This window comes from Inmirania thermothiophila, assembly GCF_003751635.1.
Classification (GTDB): domain Bacteria; phylum Pseudomonadota; class Gammaproteobacteria; order DSM-100275; family DSM-100275; genus Inmirania; species Inmirania thermothiophila.
On record NZ_RJVI01000002.1, the window covers coordinates 972,737 to 992,700 of the forward strand.

Below are 19,964 nucleotides of genomic sequence, written 5' to 3' on the forward strand. Positions count from 1 at the left end.
CCTCAGAGGCTGCGCACGTCGACGAAGCGGCCCGCGACCGCGGCCGCCGCGGCCATCGCCGGGCTCACCAGGTGGGTGCGCCCGCCCGCGCCCTGGCGCCCCTCGAAGTTGCGGTTGGAGGTGGAGGCGCAGCGCTCGCCGGGGCCGAGCCGGTCGGCGTTCATGGCCAGGCACATGGAGCAGCCCGGATCGCGCCACTCGAAGCCGGCGTCGCGGAAGATGCGGTCGAGCCCCTCGGCCTCGGCCTGGCGCTTGACCAGGCCCGAGCCCGGCACCACCAGGGCCTGGACGTGGTCGGCGACACGCCGGCCGCGGGCCACCGCGGCGGCGGCACGCAGGTCCTCGATGCGCCCGTTGGTGCAGGAGCCGATGAAGACCTTGTCGATGCGGACGGCCTCCATGGGCATGCCCGGCTCGAGCCCCATGTACTCGAGCGCCCGCTCCATCCCCCGGCGGCGCACCGGATCGGCCTCGGCGGCCGGGTCCGGCACCCGCTCGTCCACCGCCACCACCATCTCCGGCGAGGTGCCCCAGGTCACCTGCGGGCGGATGTCCCGGGCATCCAGGGTGATGGTGCGGTCGAAGACGGCGTCGGCATCGCTCCGCAGCCCGCGCCACGCCGCCACCGCGCGCGCCCACAGCTCGCCCTTCGGCGCCAGGGGGCGGCCGCGAAGATAGTCGATGGTCTTGTCGTCCACCGCCACGAGGCCGGAGCGGGCGCCGGCCTCGATGGCCATGTTGCACACCGTCATGCGCCCCTCCATGGAGAGGGCCTCGATGGCGGGGCCGGTGAACTCGATGGCGAAGCCGGTGCCGCCGGCGGTGCCGATGCGGCCGATGACGTAGAGGATCAGGTCCTTGGCCGTGACCCCCTCGCCCAGGACGCCCTCGACGTGGATGCGCATGGTGCGCGAGCGGCGCTGCACCAGGCACTGGGTGGCGAGCACGTGCTCCACCTCCGAGGTGCCGATGCCGAAGGCGAGGGCGCCGAAGGCGCCGTGGGTGGCGGTGTGGGAGTCGCCGCAGACCACCGTCATCCCCGGCAGCGTCGCCCCCTGCTCGGGGCCCACCACGTGGACGATGCCTTGGCGGGGGTCGTCCATGGCGAACTCGGTGATCCCGAACTCGGCGCAGTTGCGGTCCAGGGTCTCCACCTGCAGGCGCGAGACCGGGTCCTCGATGCCGCGCTCGCGCCCCGTGGTGGGCACGTTGTGGTCGGGCACCGCGAGCACCGCCTGCGGCCGCCACGGGCGCCGCCCGGCGAGCCGCAGCCCCTCGAAGGCCTGCGGCGAGGTGACCTCGTGCACGAGGTGGCGGTCGATGTAGAGCAGGGTCGAGCCGTCCTCGTTCTCGCGCACCACATGCGCGTCCCAGAGCTTGTCGTAGAGCGTCTTGCCCGCCATCGCAGCCTCTCGTCGGGGGGCGCCCCAGCGCGCCCCTGCCCCCGGGCCCCGCCCGCTGCGGGGTGCCCTCGTCGAAGACCGGGCAGTTTACGGCATGGCGCGGATCCGGGCCACGGGGGCGCGGCCGCAGGCTCGCCGCCGGCGGCGGCGCGGCTTATCCTGCCCCCATGGAGATCGCCGAGCTGGAGACCTTCCGCGAAGTGGCGCGCTGCGGCTCCTTCACCGCCGCGGCGCAGCGGCTGCATCTGTCCCAGCCCGCGGTGAGCAAGCGCATCCAGGCCCTCGAGCGCGAGCTCGGCGGGCCCCTCTTCGACCGCATGGGGCGCCGCGTGGTGCTCACCGAGGCCGGGCGCGCCCTGCTCGCCCGCGCCGAGCGCATCCTCGCCGAGGTGGAGGAGGCCCGCCGCGGCCTGCACCGCCTCGTGGGACGGGTCGCGGGGCGGCTGCCGCTGGCGATCAGCCACCACGTGGGCCTGCGCCTGCTGCCCCAGCTGCTGCGCCGCTACAGCGCGCGCTATCCCGAGGTGGAGCTGGACCTGCACTTCGCCGACTCCGAGGGCGCCTGCCGCATGGTGAGCGCCGGCGACCTGGAGCTCGCCGTGGTCACCCTGCCGCCGCGCCCCATGGAGGGGCTGCGCTTCGAGCCCGTCTGGCGCGAGCGGCTGGTGGTGGCGAGCGCACCGGATCATCCGCTGGCGCGGCGGCGCAGCGTCACCGCCGAGGACCTCTCGCGCCACGCCGCGGTGCTGCCGGGGGTGGAGACCTGCACCCGCGGGATCATCGAGGAGGGCCTCGCCCGCATCGGCGTCAAGGTGCGCGAGCGCCTCGCCACCAACTACATGGAGACGGTGCGGGTGATGATCTCGGTGGGCCTCGGCTGGGGCTGCCTGCCGGCCTCCATGGTGGACGACGGCCTCGTCGTCCACCGCGTGCCCGGGCTGGTGCTGCGCCGCCAGCTCGGCGCCGTGACCCACGTCCACCGCACGCTCTCCAACCCCGCCCGCGCCTTCCTCGACATGCTGCGCGAGGAGCGCCCGGCGCCGCCGTCCGCGCCCTAGCGCAGCCAGCGCCCGGCGACGAGGGCGCCGCAGGCGGCGACGAGGCCGGCGAGCGCGTAGGTGGCCTCGGGGCCGACGCTGCCCCAGAGGTGCCCGGCGGCGAGGCTGCCGACGGCACCCCCCGCGCCGAAGCTCAGGCTCGAGTACAGGGCCTGGCCGCGCCCCTCCCAGCCGTCGGGGAAGTGGCGCTGGATGAGGTGCATGGCGGCGCCGTGGTAGCTGCCGAAGCTCGCCGCGTGCAGGGTCTGGGCCAGCACAAGGACCACGGGCTGCTCGGCCAGCCCCGCGATGAGCAGCCAGCGCGCCGCCGCAAGCCACAGGCTCGCGATCAGGATCGCACGCGCCCCGTAGCGCGCGAGCAGCCGGTGCATGACCAGGAACACCCCGATCTCCGCCACCACCCCCAGCGACCACAGCCAGCCCGCCGCCTCGCGGCTGTAGCCGTGATCCACGAGGTAGAGGGTGTAGAAGGCGTAGTAGGGCCCGTGGCTCGCCTGCATGAGGAAGACCACCGCGAGCAGGGCGAGCACCGCCGGCCGCCGGAGCACGGCCGCGGCGCCCGCGCGCGCGCCGTCGCCCCCTGCGCCGGCGCGTTCCGGCACCAGCAGGCTGGCAAGCCAGATGCCCGCAAGGAGCCCGAGGATGACCCCGGGCAGCAGCGCCGGTCCGTGCCGATCGAGCAGCCGCCCGAGGGCGCCCACCGCGACGATGAAGCCCACCGAGCCCCACAGGCGGACGTGGGCGTAGCGGTGGCTGTGCTCGCCGAGGTGGCCGAGGGTGGTGGCCTCGAACTGGGGCAGCACGGCGTTCCAGAAGAAGCTGAAGGCCGCCGTGACGAGAAGCAGCCACCCGTAGCCGCTGCCGGCGAAGACCCCGGCGAAGCAGACCGCCGCCGCCAGCGCCCCGAGGCGCACGATGCCCATACGCACGCCGGCGTGGTCGGCGATCCAGCCCCAGAGGTTGGGGGCGACGATCTTGGTGCCCGCAAGCACCGCCATGAGGGTGCCGATGGCGGCGGCGTCGAGGCCCTGCGCCCGCAGGTACAGCCCCCAGTACGGGATCAGCGCCCCGAGCGAGGCGAAGTAGAGGAGATAGAAGGCGGACAGGCGCCAGTAGGGGACGGCGCGGACGGCCAGCATCCCCTCAGGCTTGCGGCGGAATGGGGGCGAGCGGGGGCTCGACCTCGCCGTTCTGGGCGCGGTGGCGCAGCCAGTGGTCCATGAGGACGATGGCGACCATGGCCTCGGCGATGGGCACGGCGCGGATCCCGACGCAGGGGTCGTGGCGCCCCTCGGTCACCACCTCCACCGCCTCGCCCCGCGCGTCCACCGTGCGCCCGGGGATGCGGATGCTGGAGGTGGGCTTGAGGGCGATGGCGGCGCGGATGGGCTGGCCGCTGGAGATGCCGCCGAGGACGCCGCCGGCATCGTTCTTGAGGAAGCCCTGCGGCGTGATCTCGTCGCGGTGCTCGGAGCCGCGCTGGGCGACGCAGGCGAAGCCGGCCCCGATCTCCACCCCCTTGACGGCGTTGATCCCCATGAGGGCGTGGGCGAGATCGGCGTCGAGGCGGTCGAAGACGGGCTCGCCGAGCCCCGGCGGCACCCCCTCGGCGACCACCTCCACCCGCGCCCCCACCGAGTCGCCCTCGCGGCGCAGCCGCTCGATGAGCTCGCGCAGCCGCGCCACCTGGTCCGGGTCGCCGAAGAAGAACTCGTTCTCCTCCACCGCCTCCCACACCACCCGCGCCGCGCGTACCGGGCCGATCTGGGTCACGCAGCCGCGGATGCGCACGCCCAGGCGCTCGGCCAGGTACTTGCGCGCGATGGCCCCGGCGGCCACCCGCATCGCCGTCTCCCGCGCCGAGGCCCGCCCGCCGCCGCGCCAGTCGCGGCGGCCGTACTTCATGGTGTAGGTGTAGTCGGCGTGCCCGGGGCGGAAGCGGTCGCGGATGCGCTCGTAGTCGCGCGAGCGCGCATCCTGGTTGCGGATCAGCAGCCCGATGGGGGTGCCGGTGGTGACCCCCTCGAAGACCCCGGAGAGGATCTCCACCCGGTCGGGCTCGCGCCGCTGCGTGGTGTAGCGCGAGCGCCCGGGACGGCGCCGGTCGAGGTCGCGCTGGAGATCGGCCTCGGTGAGCGCGAGCCCCGGCGGGCAGCCGTCGACGACGGCGCCGAGGGCGGGGCCGTGGCTCTCGCCGAAGGTGGTGACGGTGAACAGCCTGCCGATGGTGTTGCCGGACATGGGATGGCGCCTGCGGACCCGGCGCAAAGGGTAGCCGGAAACCGGGGCCGACAGAAGGCCGCCGCTCAGCCGGCGGCGAGCTCCGCGATGTCGGCGGCGAGGAGGTCGACCGCGGCCTCCTCCGTGTCCCAGGCGCACAGGAAGCGGGCCCCGCCCCAGGCGGGCAGGGCGTGGAAGCGCCAGCCGCGGGCCTCGAGCCCCGCGGCCACCGCGGCGGGCAGCTCGAGGAAGACCGCGTTGGCCTCCACCGGATGCGCGAGGCGCACCCCCTCGACCCCGGCCACCGCCTCGGCCAGGCGGCGGGCGCAGGCATTGGCGTGGGCGGCGTGGCGGCGCCACGCATCGCCCTCCAGAAGCCCCGTCCAGGGGGCGCTGAGGAAGCGCATCTTGGAGAAGAGCTGCCCGGCCTGCTTGTGCCGCCACGCGAAACCCTCGGCGAGCTCGAGGTCGAAGAACACCAGCGCCTCGCCGAGCCCGAGCCCGCCCTTGGTGCCGCCGAGGGTGAGCACGTCGACCCCGGCGTCGGGCCCGAGCGCCCGCGGCGCACAGCCGAGCGCGGCCACGGCGTTGAACAGCCGCGCCCCGTCCACGTGCACCCGCAGGCCGTGCCCGTGCGCCAGCGCGCACAGCCCCGCCAGCGCCTCCGGGGTGTAGACGGTGCCGAGCTCGGTGGGCTGGGTCAGGGTGAGAGCGGCGGCGCGCCCGTGGTGGACGTCGGCGCGCCCGGCCAGGGCCCCGGCCAGCGTCTCCCGGTCGATCCGCCCGTGCGCGCCGGGAAGGGGCGTCAGCCGCACCCCGCCGCCGACGAGCCCCGGCGCCCCGCACTCGTCGTGGATGGCATGCGCGGCCTCGTGGCACAGGACCCGCTCATAGGGCCGGGCGAGGGTCGCCAGCGCCAGCGCGTTGCCGGCGGTGCCGGTGCCGACGAAGAAGACCCGGCACTCGGCCTCGAACCACGCCGCGATGGCGGCCTCGGCCCGGGCCGTCCAGGCATCGGCGCCGTAGGCCGGCGCCGGCCCCTCGTTGGCCCGCACCAGCGCCTCGAGCGCCTCCGGGCACATGGGGGCGTAGTTGTCGCTGGCGAAGCCCGGTCCGCGCACCGCCATCAGCGCATCACCGGCATGGTGAGGCCGCCGCCGTCCGGCCCCTCGGGCCAGCGCGCGGTGACCGTCTTGCGCCGCACGTAGAAGCGCACGCCGTCGGGGCCGTGCACGTGCAGGGGGCCGAAGAGGGAGCGCTTCCAGCCGCCGAAGCTGTGGAAGGCCATGGGGACCGGGATCGGCACGTTGATCCCCACCATGCCGGCCTCGACCCGCTCGGCGAAGGCCCGCGCGGCGCGTCCGCTGCGGGTGAAGACGGCGGCGCCGTTGCCGTACTCGTGGCCGTTGACGATCCGCAGGGCCTGCTCGGCGTCGGCGGCGCGCACCACGCACAGCACCGGACCGAAGATCTCCTCGCGCCAGATGCGCATGGACGGGCGGACGCGGTCGAACAGGCACGGCCCGAGGAAGAAGCCCTCCTCGTGGCCCGGCACGCGCAGGCCGCGCCCGTCCACCACCAACTCCGCGCCCTCGGCCACCCCGAGGTCGACGTAGCCCCGCACCCGCGCCAGATGCTCCGGCGTCACCAGCGGCCCCATCTCCGAGGCCGGGTCCGTGCCCGGCCCGACCCGCAGCGCCCGCGCCCGCGCGGCGATGGCGGCGACGAGGGCGTCGGCGGTCTCCTCCCCCACCGCCACCGCCACCGAGATCGCCATGCAGCGCTCGCCGGCGGAGCCGTAGGCGGCGCCCACCAGGGCCTCGGCGGCGTGGTCGGGGTCGGCGTCGGGCAGCACCACGGCGTGGTTCTTGGCCCCGCCGAGGGCCTGCACCCGCTTGCCATGGGCGGCGGCGGTGCGGTAGACGTGCTCGGCCACCGGGGTGGAGCCGACGAAGCTGACCGCCGCCACGTCGGGGTGGGCGAGGAGCGCGTCCACCGCCTCGCGGTCCCCCTGCACGACGTTGAACACCCCCGGCGGCAGGCCCGCCTCGGCCAGCAGCTCGGCGAGCCGCAGCGCGGTGGAGGGGACCCGCTCGGAGGGCTTGAGCACGAAGGTGTTGCCACAGGCGATGGCCACCGGGAACATCCACAGCGGCACCATGGCGGGGAAGTTGAACGGCGTGATCCCGGCGCAGACCCCCACGGGCTGGAAGAGGGCGTGGCTGTCCACCCCGGTGCCCACCGCGGCGGTGAACTCCCCCTTGAGGAGCTCGGGCGCGCCGCAGGCGTACTCCACCACCTCGAGCCCGCGCTGGAGCGAGCCGCGGGCATCGGCGAGCACCTTGCCGTGCTCGCGGGCGATGAGGGCGGCGAGCTCGTCCAGGTGGGCCTCGAGGAGGTCGCGGAAGCGGAAGAGCACCCGCGCGCGCCGCAGCGGCGGCGCCGCCGCCCACCCCGGGAGCGCCTCCGCGGCGGCGCGCACCGCCGCCTCCACCTCCGCCGCCCCCGCGAGCGCCACCTCCGCCTGCACCACCCCGCGCGCGGGGTCGTAGACCGGGGCCGTGCGCTCCCCCCCCGCGACCCGGCGCCCGCCGATCCAGTGCCCGATGATCCCGCCCATGGCGTGGCTCCCCGCGGCCTCCGGGCCGCCGTCAGTCGATCTCCAGGGCCTCGAGCGCCGGCGTGTACGGCTTGCCGAGGTCGCGCGCCACCGCCTCGTGGGTGATCCGCCCGCGGTGGACGTTGAGGCCGTTGCGCAGGTGCTCGTCCTCGCGCAGGGCCTGCCGCCAGCCCTTGTCCGCCAGCGCCAGCACGTAGGGCAGGGTGGCGTTGTTGAGGGCGAAGGCCGAGGTGCGCGGCACCGCCCCGGGCATGTTGGCGACGCAGTAGTGGACCACCTCGTCCACCACGTAGGTGGGATCGGCGTGGGTGGTGGGGCGGCTGGTCTCGAAGCAGCCGCCCTGGTCGATGGAGACGTCCACCACCACCGAACCCGGGCGCATGGCGCGGATCATGTCGCGGGTGACGAGCTTGGGGGCCGCCGCCCCCGGCACGAGCACGGCGCCGATGACGAGGTCGGCGTCGGTGACGTACTCCTCGAGGGCGCTGCGGGTGGAGAAGATGGTGTTGAGCTGGGCGCCGAACTGGGCGTCCAGCTCGCGCAGCCGCTCCAGCGAGCGGTCCAGCACGGTGACGTGGGCCTCCATCCCGATGGCCACGCGCAGGGCGTTGGTGCCCACCACGCCGCCGCCGATCACCACCACCCGGGCCGGCGCCACCCCGGGGACGCCGCCGAGCAGCATGCCGCGACCGCCCATCTCGCGCTCGAGGCAGCGGGCGCCGGCCTGGATCGACATGCGGCCGGCCACCTCGCTCATGGGGGCGAGCAGCGGCAGATGCCCGTGGGGATCGGTGACGGTCTCGTAGGCGATGGCGGTGCAGCCCGAGGCCATGAGCCCCTCGGCCTGCGCCGGATCGGGGGCAAGGTGCAGGTAGGTGAAGAGCACCTGCTCCGGCCGCAGCATGCGCCACTCCTGCGGCTGCGGCTCCTTGACCTTGACGATCATCTCGGCCTCGGCGAAGACCGCCTCGGCGTCGGGCAGGATGCGCGCGCCGGCGGCGCGGTAGTCGTCGTCGCCGATGCCGATGCCGGCGCCGGCGCCGGACTGCACCAGCACCTGGTGGCCGCGCTCGGCGAGCTCGCGCACGCTCGAGGGCACGAGGCCGACGCGGTATTCGTGGACCTTGATCTCGGTGGGCACGCCGATCTTCATGGCACTCTCCGTCCGGGGTTCAGTCGATGGTCTCCAGCACCTCGGCGAGCACGCCGAGGAGCTCGTCGATGTGCGCCCGCTCGATCACCAGCGGCGGCGCCAGCGCGATGACGTCGCCGGTGACGCGCACCAGCACGCCGCGCTCGAAGCAGCGCAGGAAGGCCTCGAAGCCGCGCGCCCCCGGGGCCCCGGGCCGCGGCTCGAGCTCCACCGCCCCCACGAGGCCGAGGTTGCGCAGGTCCGTCACGTGGCGCCGCCCGCGCAGGGCGTGGATCGCATCCTCCCACGCCGGGGCGAGCTCGGCCGCCCGCGCGAACAGCCCCTCGTCCTCGTAGACCCCGAGGGTGGCGAGCCCGGCGGCGCAGGCGAGGGGGTGGCCCGAGTAGGTGTAGCCGTGGAAGAGCTCGATGGGGGTCGCGGCCGCCTCCATGAAGGTGCGGTGCACCGCCTCGCTCACCAGCACCGCGCCCATGGGCACGGCGCCGTTGGTCAGCCCCTTGGCCACGGTCATGAGGTCGGGGACGACCCCGAAGCGCTCCGCGGCGAAGGCGGCGCCGAGGCGCCCGAAGCCGGTGATCACCTCGTCGAAGATGAGCAGGATGCCGTGGCGGTCGCAGAGCGCGCGCAGCCGCTCCAGGTAGCCCACCGGCGGCAGGTACACCCCCGCAGACCCCATCATGGGCTCGACGATGACGGCGGCGATGGTGCCCGCCCCGTGCAGCGCCACCAGATCCTCGAGGGCGTCGGCGAGGTGCGCCCCCCAGGCGGGCTGGCCGCGCGAGAAGGCGTTGTGCTCGGGGTGGTGGGTGTGGGGCAGGTGGTCGACCCCGGGCAGGAGCGGGCCGAACAGGCGGCGGTTGGCGCCGATGCCGCCCACCGAGAGGCCGCCGAAGTTGACCCCGTGGTAGGCGCGCTCGCGCCCCACGAGGCGGGTGCGCGTGCCCTCGCCGCGCAGCTGATGGTAGGCGAGCGCGATCTTGAGCGCGGTGTCGACGGCCTCGGAGCCGGAGTTGACGAAGAAGACGTGGTCGAGCCCGGGCGGGGCCATGGCGGCGAGGCGCTCGGCGAGCCGGAACTCGCCCGGGTGGCCCATCTGGAAGGCCGGCGCGTAGTCCAGCCGTGCGGCCTGGGCCTGGATCGCCTCGACGATCTCGCGCCGGCCGTGGCCGGCGTTGACGCACCAGAGGCCGGAGCAGCCGTCGAGGATGCGCCGCCCGTCGGCGGCGCGGTAGTGCACGCCCTCGGCCCCCACCACCAGGCGCGGTGCGGCGCGGAACTGGCGGTTGGCGGTGAAGGGCTTCCAGAGCGCGTCGAGGCGCAGCTCCGCAGGGACGGCGTGGTAGGCATCGCTCACGGCTTGCTTCCTCCCTCGGCCTCCTCGTCCTGCAGCGAGACGAGGCTGGCGTTGCCGCCGGCGGCGGTGGTGTCGATGGACAGCGTGCGCTCGGTGGCGAAGCGTAGCAGGTAGTGGGGGCCGCCGGCCTTGGGGCCGGTCCCGGACAGCCCCTCGCCGCCGAAGGGCTGCACCCCCACCACGGCGCCGATCATGTTGCGGTTGACGTAGGTGTTGCCGACCCGGACGCGGGCGTGGATGTAGCGCGCGGTGGCGTCGATGCGGGTGTGCACGCCGAGGGTCAGGCCGTAGCCGGTGCCGTTGATGGCCTCGATGACGCGGTCGAGCGCGCTGGCGCGGTAGCGGATGACGTGCAGCACGGGGCCGAAGACCTCGCGCTCGAGGCGGCCGATGTGGTCCAGCTCCACCAAGGTCGGCGGGAAGAAGGTGCCGTTGGCGGTCTCCCCGGGCAGGGGCAGGCGGTGCAGGATGCGCGCCTCGCGCTCCATGCGCTCGACGTGGGCGGCGAGCGTGGCCCGCGCCTGCTCGTCGATCACCGGGCCGACGTCGGTGGCGAGCCAGCGCGGGTCGCCGATGGCGAGCTCGTCCATGGCCCCGGCGATCATGCGCAGCAGCCGCTCGGCCACCTCCTCCTGGACGAAGAGCACCCGCAGCGCGGAGCAGCGCTGGCCGGCGCTGCGGAAGGCCGAGGTGAGCACGTCCACCACCACCTGCTCGGGCAGGGCGCTGGAATCCACCACCATGCAGTTCTGGCCGCCGGTCTCGGCGATCAGGGGCACGATGGGCCCCTCGCGCGCGGCCAGCGCGCGGTGGATGTGGCGGGCGGTCTCGGTGGAGCCGGTGAAGGCGACGCCGGCGGTGCGGGGATCCGCCACCAGGCGCGCCCCCACCACCTCGCCCGCCCCCGGCAGCAGGTGCAGGACCTCGCCGGGCACCCCGGCCTCGTGCATGAGGGCGACCGCGCGCGCGGCCATGAGCGGGGTCTGCTCGGCGGGCTTGGCCACCACCGCGTTGCCCGCAGCGAGCGCCGCCGCCACCTGGCCGGTGAAGATGGCGAGAGGGAAGTTCCACGGGCTGATGCAGGCGAAGACGCCGCGGCCGTGCAGGCTCATGCGGTTGTCCTCGCCGGTGGGCCCGGGCAGGCGCATGGGTTCGGCGAAGGCGGCGCGGGTCTGCGCCGCGTAATAGCGGCAGAAGTCCACCGCCTCGCGCACCTCGGCGAGCGCATCGGGGATGGTCTTGCCGCCCTCGCGCACGGCGATGGCCATGAGCTCGTCGCGGTGGCGCTCGTAGAGCTCGGCCACCCGCTCGAGGATCTCCGCCCTGCGCGTCGCGGGGGTGGCGTCCCAGGCCGGCTGCGCCGCCGCCGCCACCGCCAGCGCCTCGTCCACGAGGGCCTCGTCCGCCTCCACCACCTCGCCCGCCACCCGGCGCCGATCCGCGGGCTCGTGCACCGGGCGGGCCCGGCCCTCGCGGGCGCGGCCCGCCACCAGCGGCGCCGCGCGCCAGCGATGCTCGCCGAAAGCGCCCATGCCCTCGGCCAGGCGCGCCAGGGCCAGCGGGTCGTTGAGCTCGATCCCGGCGGAGTTGCGCCGCTGCGGCGCGTAGAGGTCGGCGGGCAGCGGGATGCGCGGATGGGGGGCGCCGGCGAGATCCGCCGCCCGCGCCACCGGGTCGGCGACGATGGCCTCCACCGGCAGCCGCTCGTCCACGATGCGGTTGACGAAGGAGGTGTTGGCGCCGTTCTCCAGCAGCCGCCGCACCAGGTAGGGCAGCAGGTCCTCGTGGCTGCCCACCGGGGCGTAGACCCGGCAGGCGACCCCCTCGGGGCCCACCACCTGGTCGTAGAGCGGCTCGCCCATGCCGTGGAGGCGCTGGAACTCGAGGTCGCGCCGGCCCGCGGCCATCTCCAGGACCCAGGCCACGGTGTGGGCGTTGTGGGTCGCGAACTGCGGGTAGAAGGCCGCACCGGCGGCGAGCAGGCGGCGGGCGCAGGCGAGGTAGGAGACGTCGGTGTAGACCTTGCGGGTGAAGACCGGGTAGCCGGCCAGCCCCCGCTCCTGGGCGCGCTTGATCTCGGTGTCCCAGTAGGCGCCCTTGACCAGCCGCACCATGAGACGGCGCCCGCTCGCGCGCGCCAGCCCCTCGAGCCAGTCGATGAGGGGACGGGCCCGCTTCTGGTAGGCCTGCACCGCAAGCCCCAGCCCCTCCCAGCCGGCGAGCCCCGGATCGCGCGCCAGACGCTCGACGAGCGCCAGCGAAAGATCCAGCCGCTCGGCCTCCTCGGCGTCGATGGTCAGGCCGATGTCCACCTCGCGCGCGGCCGCCGCGATCTCGCGCAGGCGCGGCCAGAGCTCGGCGAGCACGCGCTCGCGCTGGGCCTCCTCGTAGCGCGGGTGGAGGGCCGAGAGCTTGACCGAGATCCCCGGCCCCTCCAGCGGGCCGCGTCCGCCGGCCTCGCGGCCGATGGCCTCGATGGCGCCGAGGTAGGCGCGGTGGTAGCGCTCGGCGTCGGCGCGGGTGCGCGCCGCCTCGCCGAGCATGTCATAGGAGTGGCGGTAGCCGCGCCCCTCGGCCTCGCGCGCCCGCGCGAGGGCCTCGCCGATGGTGCGCCCCATCACGAACTGCCGCCCCAGGATGCGCATCGCGGCGAGCAGGGCCTGGCGCACCACGGGCTCGCCGCTGCGGGCCACCAGGCGCTGGAGGAAGCCGCCGACGTCCTCGGTCTCGCGCTCGCTCAGGCGCACCAGGCGGCCGGTGAGCATCAGCGCCCAGGTGGAGGCGTTGACGAAGATGGAGCCGCCCTCGCCGAGATGGCGCGAGAAGTCGGCCTCGGCCAGCTTGTCGCGGATGAGGCGGTTGGCGGTCTCGGGGTCGGGGATGCGCAGCAGCGCCTCCGCCAGGCACATGAGCACGATCCCCTCGCGGCTGGAGAGGTCGTACTCGTGGAGGAAGGCGTCGAGGCCGCCGCGCCGCGTGCGCTCGGCACGCACCGTCTCCACCAGGGCGCGGGCGCGCGCCTCGATGCGGGCGCCGGTGGCGGCGTCGGTGCGCGCCTCCGCCACCAGGCGCATGACCGCGTCGGCCTCGGGCGCGAGATAGGCCTCGCGCACGGCCCGGAGGCCGGCGCCCCCTGCGGAGGACATGTTCTGCGGACGGATCATGGGCCTTCCACCCGTGTGGTGCGGCGCGCCCCGCGGCCGAAGGCCCGGGGACGCCGCGGCTGCCGGAAACGGCGAGGGCCCGGGGTCGCGGCCCCGGGCCCTCGCGTCTCAGAGCGGCCTCAGGGACCGGTCAGTTCTGGACGTAGTCGTACTTGCCGTCCTTCCACTCGTAGACGACGTAGCCGGGGGCGGTGACGTCGCCCTTGGCGTCGAAGCCGATGCGGCCGAGGACGGTGTCGAACTGGCTGCTCTTGAGGACCTTCGCCAGCTTCATCGGGTCGGTGGTGCCGGCCTTCTCGGCGGCCTGGGCGAAGACCTGGATGGCGCCGTAGGTGTAGAGGGTGTAGCCCTCGGGCTTGTAGCCGGCGGCGAGGAACTTCTCCACCACCGGGCGCGCCTCCGGGTTCTTCGCCGGGTCGGGGCTGAAGGTCATCAGCGTGCCCTCGCCGGCCTTGCCCGTGATCGCCCAGTACTCGTCGGTGACCAGCGCGTCACCCGACATCAGGACGGCGTCGAGCCCCTGCTGGCGGGCCTGGCGGATGATGAGCCCGGCCTCGGTGTGATAGCCGCCGATGTAGATGAGGCCGATGCCCTCGTCCTTCATCTTGGAGACCAGCGCCGAGTAGTCCTTCTCGCCGGCGGTGTAGGGCTCGTACATGGCCTCACGGATGCCGCGCTTGTGCAGCTGCTTGCGCGTCTCGTCCGCCAGCCCCTTGCCGTAGGCGGTCTTGTCGTGGAGGATCGCGATCTTGCGATCGGCGAAGTGGTCGGCGATGTAGTTGCCGGCGACGATGCCCTGCTGGTCGTCACGGCCGCAGACGCGGAAGACGTTGGGCAGGCCGCGGTCGGTCAGCTTCGGGTTGGTGGAGGCGGGCGAGATCATCAGGATCCCCTCCTCGGCGTAGACCTCGGAGGCCGGGATCGACGAGCCGGAGCAGAAGTGCCCGGCCACGAACACCACGCCCTTGTTGACGAGCTGGTTGGCCACCGCCACCGCCTGCTTGGGGTCGCAGGCGTCGTCGCCGATGATCAGCTCGAGCTTCTGGCCCAGCACCCCGCCCTTGGCGTTGATGTCGGCCACCGCCATCTCGGCGCCGCGGCGCATCTGCTCGCCGAAGGAGGCGTACTGGCCGGTCATCGGGCCCACGGTCGCGATCTTGATCTCGGCGTGGGCGGCAAGCCCGAAGGCCATCGCCGCCACACCCGAAAGGAGCGCGATCTTCTTCATGCCTTTCTCTCCTTCGTGGTGGCTCTCGATCTGCACGCCGGGCCCCCTCGGGGCCCGCCGCGCCCTCCATCCCCGCGGGGGACGGAACCGCGCGGACGTCCGAACCATAGCACGCGGCCGGCGCCCGTCAAATCGTCGCCCTCAGCCGAAGCTGCGCTTCTCCCGGTAGGCCCAGAGCCCCGCCCGCTCGTACTGCCACGGGTACTGCTCCACCATCCGCCGCACGTGGTAGTAGCGGTAGGCCACCAGCCCGATGGCCACGAGCACCGCCGCGTCGGCGAGGAAGCCCGTGGCGCTGAGCAGCCTGCCCTCGAAGAGGGCGTAGATGAGGAAGCGGCTACCGGCGGCCTCCAGGATGCAGTAGGCGACCACCTGCCAGGCCGGGCGCCAGGTGTTGGCCACCGCCCGCCCCGTCATCCAGGCCGCGCCTCCCATGAGGATCACCGTGACCCCGATGAACACCCCCAGTCGCGCGCCGAGCAAGGCCTCCATCGCGTCGTCCTCCTCGCAGGCCGTGTCAGTGCTTGACGCCGCCCTCGAGATAGGCGGCGCGGACCTCCGGATTGGCCAGCAGCTCCTGCCCGGTCCCGGTCATGATGATCCTGCCGGTGGCCATGACGTAGGCGCGGTGGGCCAGGCGCAGGGCATGGTAGGCGTTCTGCTCCACCAGGAAGATGGTCACCTTCTGCTGGCGGTTGATCTCCCGGATGACCTCGAAGATCTGCTTCACCACCAGCGGGGCGAGCCCCAGCGACGGCTCGTCCAGGAGGAGGATGCGCGGGCGCGCCATGAGCGCCCGGCCGATCGCGAGCATCTGCTGCTCGCCGCCGGAGAGGGTGCCGCCGCGCTGGTGCTGCCGCTCCTTGAGGACGGGGAAGAGGGTGAAGACCCGCTCGAGATCCTCGTCGAAGTACCTGGGGTCGGCCACCGTGGCGCCCATCTGCAGGTTCTCGAGCACGGTCATCTTGGGGAAGATCCTGCGCCCCTCCGGGGCGTGGGCGATGCCGCGTCGCACGATCTCGTAGGTGGGCAGATGGGTGATGTCCTCGCCCTCGAGCACGATCCGCCCCGCGGCCGCCCGCGGATGGCCGCAGATGGTCATGAGCAGCGTCGTCTTGCCGGCGCCGTTGGCGCCGATGAGGGTCACGATCTCGCCCTCCTCGACGTGCAGGTCGACGCCGTGCAGGGCCTGAATGTGCCCGTAGAAGGTCTCGACCCCCTCGATGCTCAGCATGGCTCCTACCCCCGAACCGTGTTCAGCCGCCGGCCGGCCCGCCGCCCAGGTCGGCGGCCACCTCCTCCGGCAGCGCCTCGTCCTCCTCCTCGCCCAGGTAGGCGCGGATCACCGCCGGGTCCCGCCGCACCTCGTCCGGGGTGCCGTCGGCGATCTTGCGGCCGTAGTCGAGGACGACGATGTGGTCGGAGATCTCCATCACGACGCTCATGTCGTGCTCGATGAGGAGGATCCCGATGCCCTCCTGGTCCCGGATCGAGAGCAGCAGCTCGTTGAGCTCGGCCGACTCCTTGGGGTTGAGGCCGGCCGCCGGCTCGTCGAGGCAGAGCAGGACCGGGCGCGTGCACATGGCGCGGGCGATCTCGAGGCGGCGCTGGTCGCCGTAGGGGAGGCTGCCCGCGTTCCAGTCCGCGCGCGCGGTCAGCCCGATGCGGTCGAGCCAGAACCGCGCCAGCTCCACCGCCTCGCGCTCGGCCCTGCGGTAGCCCGGCAGGCCGAGCAGGCCGCCGACGGTCCAGCGCGAGGCCTTCATCAGCCGCACGTGCTGGGCCACGATCAGGTTCTCCAGCACCGACATGCCCGAGAAGAGGCGGATGTTCTGGAACGTCCGCGCCACCCCGGCCTGGGCGATCTTGTGCCCGTCCATGCGCTCGAGGTAGCGGGGACGGCCGTCGCGGTGCAGGGTCAGCCTGCCCACGCTCGGGCGGTAGAAACCGGTCAGGCAGTTGAAGACCGTGGTCTTGCCGGCGCCGTTGGGACCGATGATGGCGGTGATCTCGCGCTTGCCGGCGACGAAGGACAGGTCGTTGACGGCCACGAGGCCGCCGAAGCGCATCGTGAGGTGCTCGACGGTGAGCAGCGGCTCGCTCGGGCGGTACTCGCTCATCGCTCGGCCTCCCCCTCGGAGCGTGCATGCAGCCGCACCGTCGGCTCGCGGAAGGCGAGCAGCCCCTGCGGCCGCCAGACCATGATCATGACCATCGCCGCACCGAAGAAGAGCATCCGGTACTGGGCGAACTCGCGCCCGAACTCCGGCAGCAGGATCAGCACCATCGCCGCGAGGACGACGCCGATCTGGCTGCCCATGCCCCCCAGCACCACGATGGCGAGGATGGTCGCGGATTCGATGAAGGTGAAGCTCTCCGGGCTGATGAAGCCCTGGCGGGTGGCGAAGAAGGAGCCCGCGAAGCCGCCGAACATGGCGCCGATGCCGAACGCCGTCAGCTTGGTGTTGGTGGGGTTGATGCCCAGCGAGCGGCAGGCGATCTCGTCCTCGCGCAGCGCCTCCCACGCACGGCCCACCGGCAGCCGGCGGATGCGCAGGGTGAAGAAGTTGGTGATGAGGGCGAGGGCGAGGATCAGGTAGTAGAGGAAGATGATGCGATGGATGCCGGCGTACTCGAGGCCGAAGAACTGGTGGAAGGTGGTGCCGCCGTCGGGTGCGGTGCGGGCGAAGGGAAGCCCGAAGAAGGTCGGGCGGGGGATGCCCGAGATCCCGTCCGGTCCGTTGGTGACCTTGTACCAGTTGAGCAGCACCACGCGGATGATCTCGCCGAAGCCCAGCGTCACGATGGCCAGGTAGTCGCCGCGCAGGCGCAGCACGGGAAAGCCCAGGATCACGCCGAAGGTCGCCGCGAGCAGCCCGGCGAGCGGCAGCACCACCCAGAACGAGAGCCCGAAGTGGACCGAGAGCAGCGCGTAGCTGTAGGCCCCCACGGCGTAGAAGGCCACGTAGCCGAGGTCCAGCAGCCCGGCGAGGCCCACCACGATGTTGAGCCCCCAGCCCAGCATGACGTAGATCAGGACCCCGGTGGCGAGATCCACCACGTAGCGGCTGGCGAAGGGCAGGAAGGGCAGCACGATGGCGAAGGCGATGCCGGCGGCGCCGATCCAGCGCATGTAGGGCCGGATGGCGAGCCCCGCGCGGGCCATGACGCCCTTCCTGCCCTCCTCGCGGCGCGGCCACAGCGCGGCCAGCAGCCGGACGAGGACGCGCCCGACGAAGACCGCGCCGACCCCGACGGCGACCCAGTCGAAGCGCGTGTTCAGACCCAGCCGCCCGCCCACCTGGTCGACGGTCTGGAAGCCCACCAGGGGGAAGGCGAGCAGCAGCGCCACCAGCGCCGCAAGCCCGCTGTCCTTGAGGATCTCGCCAAGATCGATGCGGCCCCGCGCCGCGGTCACGCTCTGACGGTTCATCGCCTCACACCTTCTCGATCTCGGGCTTGCCGAGGAAGCCGGTGGGCAGGAAGATCAGCACCAGCACGAGAATGGAGAACGCCGCCACGTCCTTGTACTCGGTGGTGAAGTAGCCCGACCAGAAGGCCTCCACCAGGCCGAGGATGAGTCCCCCCAGCATCGCCCCCGGCAGCGAGCCGATGCCGCCCAGCACCGCCGCGGTGAAGGCCTTGATGCCGGCGAGGAAGCCGATGAAGAAGTCCACCACGCCGTAGTAGAGGGTGGCCATGGTGCCCGCCACCGCGGCGAGCGCCGCGCCCATCACGAAGGTGGTGGAGATGGTGCGGTCGACGTTGATGCCCAGCAGGCCGGCCATGACGCGGTCCTGCTCGCAGGCGCGCTGCGCGCGCCCGAGAGAGGTCTTGGCGATGATGGTGGCGAAGATCGCCATGAGGACGATGGTGGTGACCCAGATGATGATCTGGACGTAGCTGAGCTGGACCACGAAGTCGCCCTCCTGATAGAGGGTGATGCCGCCGCGGATGAGGGGCGGCATGGGCCGGACCCGCGCCCCCTGCAGCAGCTGCACGTAGTTCTGCAGGAAGATGGAGGCGCCGATGGCGGAGATGAGCGGCGCAAGGCGCGGCGCCCCGCGCAGGGGCCGGTAGGCGATGCGCTCCAGGGTCCAGCCGTAGACGGAGGTGAAGAACATCGAGATCAGCAGCACCGCGAGGATCCCCAGCGCGACGCTGCTCACCCCCATCATGGAGAAGAGCGTGAAGAAGATGATCGCCACGAACGAGCCGATCATGTAGATCTCGCCGTGGGCGAAGTTGATCATCCCGATGATGCCGTAGACCATCGTGTAGCCGATGGCGATGAGGCCGTACATCATCCCGAGGGTGATGCCGTTGACGAGCTGCTGCAGGAAGTAGGCCATGGCTTCCGCTCCTCGCTCCCGGCGGCGGTCCACGTCCGCGCCGCCCCGGGGCTGCCGTCGGGCCGTCGTCTCGGACTCAGGTCAACCTGCCACCATGCGGGGGCGCTGCGGGGGACGGTGTCGCGGCCTTGTGGTTGTCGTTGCCCGACCCTCGGCCACCCCGCACGGGCGGGGATGCGCCGACGGTGCCCGCCGCCGGGACGGGATCGTCCCGCCCCTGCGCCTCCTCCGATCCTCTCCGCTCGGGCGGGGGCCCCGCCCGATGGGGCGCGCACTTTACCGGCAAGGAGGGGCATCCGCAACCCCTTCTTATCCGAGGCATAAGGAAAAGTTGTCCTCCCTACGCCCCGCCCCCGATCCCCTCGCGCCCGCAGCGGCGGTTGGCCGGCACCGCCACCTGGATCCGCCGCGGCAGCGGGAAGGCCATCGACTCCATGAGGGCCACGAAGGCCTCGCGGCTGCGTCCGGCGAGCCGGGGGTTGATGGCCTTCTCCTGGCCGATGCAGGAGACGCGCCGACCCTCGTAGTCGTGGGCCGGGTAGACCAGGGTCTCGTCCGGGAGCGTGAAGAGCTTGCCCACGATGCTGTCGTAGAGGGTGCCGGGATCGCCGTCCTGGAAGTCCGTGCGGCCGCAGCCGCCGATGAGGAGGGCGTCGCCGGTGAAGAGGCGGTCGCGCCAGAGGTAGCTGACGCAGCCGGCGGTGTGCCCCGGGGTCTCGAGGACCCGGATCACCTCGCCGCCGAAGCGGATCTCGTCGCCCTCGGCGAGCAGCCGGTCGGCGCAGGCCACCCCCGCGCGCTGCCCCACCGCGGTGGCGCAACCGGTGCGCGCCTGCAGCAGCGCGGCGGCGGTGACGTGGTCGGCATGGACGTGGGTGTCGAGGCTCCAGACCAGGCGCAGGCCCAGCCGCGCCAGCAGCGCGAGATCCCGCCCCGCCTGCTCGCGCACCGGGTCGATGAGGACGGCCTCGCCGGCCTCCCCCAGGAGATAGGTGTAGGTGCTGCTTTCGGGGTCGAAGAGCTGCCGGAAGACCGCCACCCCCGCCCCCGCGGCTCAGGCCGTGCTGCTGCGCCGGTAGGCGCGCACCATCTCGGCCATGCGGTCCTTGATGCGCAGCTTCTCCTTCTTCAGCCGATGCAGGGTGAGGTCGTCCATGGGCAGCGTGCCGAGCTCGGCCTCCCGGATCTGCGCCTTGAGGACGCGGTGCTGCTCGTGCAGCTCCCGGAACAGCCGGCTCTCCTCGAGAAGGGCCTCGACCACCTCCTGCTCGCTCTGCGTCATCGTCGTCTCCTCCATCCGCCTGAACCGTCGGCCCCCGCACTCACTCTAAAACCGTAGACCACGGCATCGCCCCCCGCAAGGCGGCCCGCGGGGGCGGTACAATGGCGGCGGGAGCGGCAGGGGAGACCCG

Annotated in this window: 17 protein-coding genes; 1 reads left to right on the forward strand and 16 read right to left on the reverse strand. The window is 73.3% G+C overall.

The genetic code is table 11. The features are described from left to right. Positions 1–2 precede the first annotated feature (2 nt). A complete protein-coding gene (leuC, locus tag EDC57_RS10210) occupies positions 3–1,403 on the reverse strand; it encodes a 3-isopropylmalate dehydratase large subunit (protein WP_123401740.1) in 1,401 nt (466 codons plus the stop codon). A gap of 167 nt (positions 1,404–1,570) precedes the next feature. On the opposite strand from leuC, the gene EDC57_RS10215 reads away from it, so the two are divergent. After that, positions 1,571–2,461 carry a LysR family transcriptional regulator gene (locus EDC57_RS10215; protein WP_123401741.1) on the forward strand — a complete coding sequence of 297 codons (891 nt, stop codon included), beginning with the start codon at positions 1,571–1,573 and terminating at the stop codon, positions 2,459–2,461. On the opposite strand, the gene EDC57_RS10220 is transcribed toward EDC57_RS10215, so the two are convergent. The 15 genes from EDC57_RS10220 to EDC57_RS10290 form a co-directional block, all read right to left on the reverse strand. Continuing rightward, on the reverse strand, positions 2,458–3,600 hold the full coding sequence (locus EDC57_RS10220) for an MFS transporter (RefSeq protein WP_123401742.1): 1,143 nt from the start codon (positions 3,598–3,600) through the stop codon (positions 2,458–2,460). The two genes, EDC57_RS10215 and EDC57_RS10220, sit on opposite strands and share 4 nt — an antisense overlap. Positions 3,601–3,604: 4 nt before the next feature. Further along, positions 3,605–4,702: a chorismate synthase gene (gene aroC / locus EDC57_RS10225; RefSeq protein WP_123401743.1), complete on the reverse strand. Its 1,098-nt coding sequence runs from the start codon at positions 4,700–4,702 to the stop codon at positions 3,605–3,607. Between the two features lie 65 nt (positions 4,703–4,767). Then, entirely contained in the window at positions 4,768–5,808 is a 1,041-nt protein-coding gene (locus tag EDC57_RS10230; RefSeq protein WP_123401744.1) for a threonine aldolase family protein, read from the reverse strand. Further along, a complete protein-coding gene (locus tag EDC57_RS10235; protein ID WP_123401745.1) occupies positions 5,808–7,301 on the reverse strand; it encodes a CoA-acylating methylmalonate-semialdehyde dehydrogenase in 1,494 nt (497 codons plus the stop codon). Before EDC57_RS10235 ends, EDC57_RS10230 begins: the two co-directional genes overlap by 1 nt. Before the next feature lie 31 nt (positions 7,302–7,332). Next, entirely contained in the window at positions 7,333–8,454 is a 1,122-nt protein-coding gene (gene ald / locus EDC57_RS10240; protein ID WP_123401746.1) for an alanine dehydrogenase, read from the reverse strand. Between the two features lie 19 nt (positions 8,455–8,473). Then, positions 8,474–9,808 carry an omega-aminotransferase AptA gene (aptA, locus tag EDC57_RS10245; protein ID WP_123401747.1) on the reverse strand — a complete coding sequence of 445 codons (1,335 nt, stop codon included), beginning with the start codon at positions 9,806–9,808 and terminating at the stop codon, positions 8,474–8,476. Beyond that, on the reverse strand, positions 9,805–12,972 hold the full coding sequence (putA, locus tag EDC57_RS10250; RefSeq protein ID WP_123401748.1) for a bifunctional proline dehydrogenase/L-glutamate gamma-semialdehyde dehydrogenase PutA: 3,168 nt from the start codon (positions 12,970–12,972) through the stop codon (positions 9,805–9,807). Before putA ends, aptA begins: the two co-directional genes overlap by 4 nt. Positions 12,973–13,102: 130 nt before the next feature. Then, positions 13,103–14,200, reverse strand: coding sequence for a branched-chain amino acid ABC transporter substrate-binding protein (locus tag EDC57_RS10255; RefSeq protein WP_123401749.1), 1,098 nt, complete (start codon positions 14,198–14,200; stop codon positions 13,103–13,105). 141 nt (positions 14,201–14,341) lie between these two features. Then, positions 14,342–14,692: a DUF6867 family protein gene (locus EDC57_RS10260; RefSeq protein ID WP_123401750.1), complete on the reverse strand. Its 351-nt coding sequence runs from the start codon at positions 14,690–14,692 to the stop codon at positions 14,342–14,344. Positions 14,693–14,717: 25 nt separating this feature from the next. Then, the gene (locus EDC57_RS10265) at positions 14,718–15,434 is read right to left on the reverse strand and encodes an ABC transporter ATP-binding protein (protein ID WP_123401751.1); all 717 of its coding nucleotides are present in this window, start codon (positions 15,432–15,434) and stop codon (positions 14,718–14,720) included. Between the two features lie 22 nt (positions 15,435–15,456). Then, complete coding sequence (locus tag EDC57_RS10270) at positions 15,457–16,320, reverse strand: ABC transporter ATP-binding protein (protein ID WP_123401752.1); 864 nt, start codon at positions 16,318–16,320, stop codon at positions 15,457–15,459. Continuing rightward, positions 16,317–17,633, reverse strand: a complete 1,317-nt coding sequence (gene livM, locus EDC57_RS10275) for a high-affinity branched-chain amino acid ABC transporter permease LivM (protein ID WP_123401753.1) — start codon at positions 17,631–17,633, stop codon at positions 16,317–16,319. The genes EDC57_RS10270 and livM overlap by 4 nt, the downstream gene beginning before the upstream one ends. Before the next feature lie 4 nt (positions 17,634–17,637). After that, positions 17,638–18,552: an ABC transporter permease subunit gene (locus EDC57_RS10280; RefSeq protein ID WP_123401754.1), complete on the reverse strand. Its 915-nt coding sequence runs from the start codon at positions 18,550–18,552 to the stop codon at positions 17,638–17,640. Positions 18,553–18,892: 340 nt separating this feature from the next. Beyond that, the gene (locus EDC57_RS10285) at positions 18,893–19,591 is read right to left on the reverse strand and encodes an MBL fold metallo-hydrolase (protein WP_123401755.1); all 699 of its coding nucleotides are present in this window, start codon (positions 19,589–19,591) and stop codon (positions 18,893–18,895) included. A gap of 15 nt (positions 19,592–19,606) precedes the next feature. Next, entirely contained in the window at positions 19,607–19,834 is a 228-nt protein-coding gene (locus EDC57_RS10290; RefSeq protein WP_123401756.1) for an HP1242/YdcH family protein, read from the reverse strand. Positions 19,835–19,964 lie beyond the last annotated feature (130 nt).

What these genes read in the sequence shown, in the direction of transcription:
- aroC (WP_123401743.1), bottom strand. Translation starts at nt 4,702, where the DNA reads ATGTCCGGCAACACCATCGGCAGGCTGTTCACCGTCACCACCTTCGGC.
- livM (WP_123401753.1), bottom strand. Translation starts at nt 17,633, where the DNA reads ATGAACCGTCAGAGCGTGACCGCGGCGCGGGGCCGCATCGATCTTGGC.
- leuC (WP_123401740.1), bottom strand. Translation starts at nt 1,403, where the DNA reads ATGGCGGGCAAGACGCTCTACGACAAGCTCTGGGACGCGCATGTGGTG.
- EDC57_RS10235 (WP_123401745.1), bottom strand. Translation starts at nt 7,301, where the DNA reads ATGGGCGGGATCATCGGGCACTGGATCGGCGGGCGCCGGGTCGCGGGG.
- EDC57_RS10260 (WP_123401750.1), bottom strand. Translation starts at nt 14,692, where the DNA reads ATGGAGGCCTTGCTCGGCGCGCGACTGGGGGTGTTCATCGGGGTCACG.
- ald (WP_123401746.1), bottom strand. Translation starts at nt 8,454, where the DNA reads ATGAAGATCGGCGTGCCCACCGAGATCAAGGTCCACGAATACCGCGTC.
- EDC57_RS10270 (WP_123401752.1), bottom strand. Translation starts at nt 16,320, where the DNA reads ATGAGCGAGTACCGCCCGAGCGAGCCGCTGCTCACCGTCGAGCACCTC.
- EDC57_RS10215 (WP_123401741.1), top strand. Translation starts at nt 1,571, where the DNA reads ATGGAGATCGCCGAGCTGGAGACCTTCCGCGAAGTGGCGCGCTGCGGC.
- EDC57_RS10230 (WP_123401744.1), bottom strand. Translation starts at nt 5,808, where the DNA reads ATGGCGGTGCGCGGACCGGGCTTCGCCAGCGACAACTACGCCCCCATG.
- EDC57_RS10265 (WP_123401751.1), bottom strand. Translation starts at nt 15,434, where the DNA reads ATGCTGAGCATCGAGGGGGTCGAGACCTTCTACGGGCACATTCAGGCC.
- EDC57_RS10280 (WP_123401754.1), bottom strand. Translation starts at nt 18,552, where the DNA reads ATGGCCTACTTCCTGCAGCAGCTCGTCAACGGCATCACCCTCGGGATG.
- EDC57_RS10255 (WP_123401749.1), bottom strand. Translation starts at nt 14,200, where the DNA reads ATGAAGAAGATCGCGCTCCTTTCGGGTGTGGCGGCGATGGCCTTCGGG.
- EDC57_RS10220 (WP_123401742.1), bottom strand. Translation starts at nt 3,600, where the DNA reads ATGCTGGCCGTCCGCGCCGTCCCCTACTGGCGCCTGTCCGCCTTCTAT.
- EDC57_RS10290 (WP_123401756.1), bottom strand. Translation starts at nt 19,834, where the DNA reads ATGACGCAGAGCGAGCAGGAGGTGGTCGAGGCCCTTCTCGAGGAGAGC.
- putA (WP_123401748.1), bottom strand. Translation starts at nt 12,972, where the DNA reads ATGATCCGTCCGCAGAACATGTCCTCCGCAGGGGGCGCCGGCCTCCGG.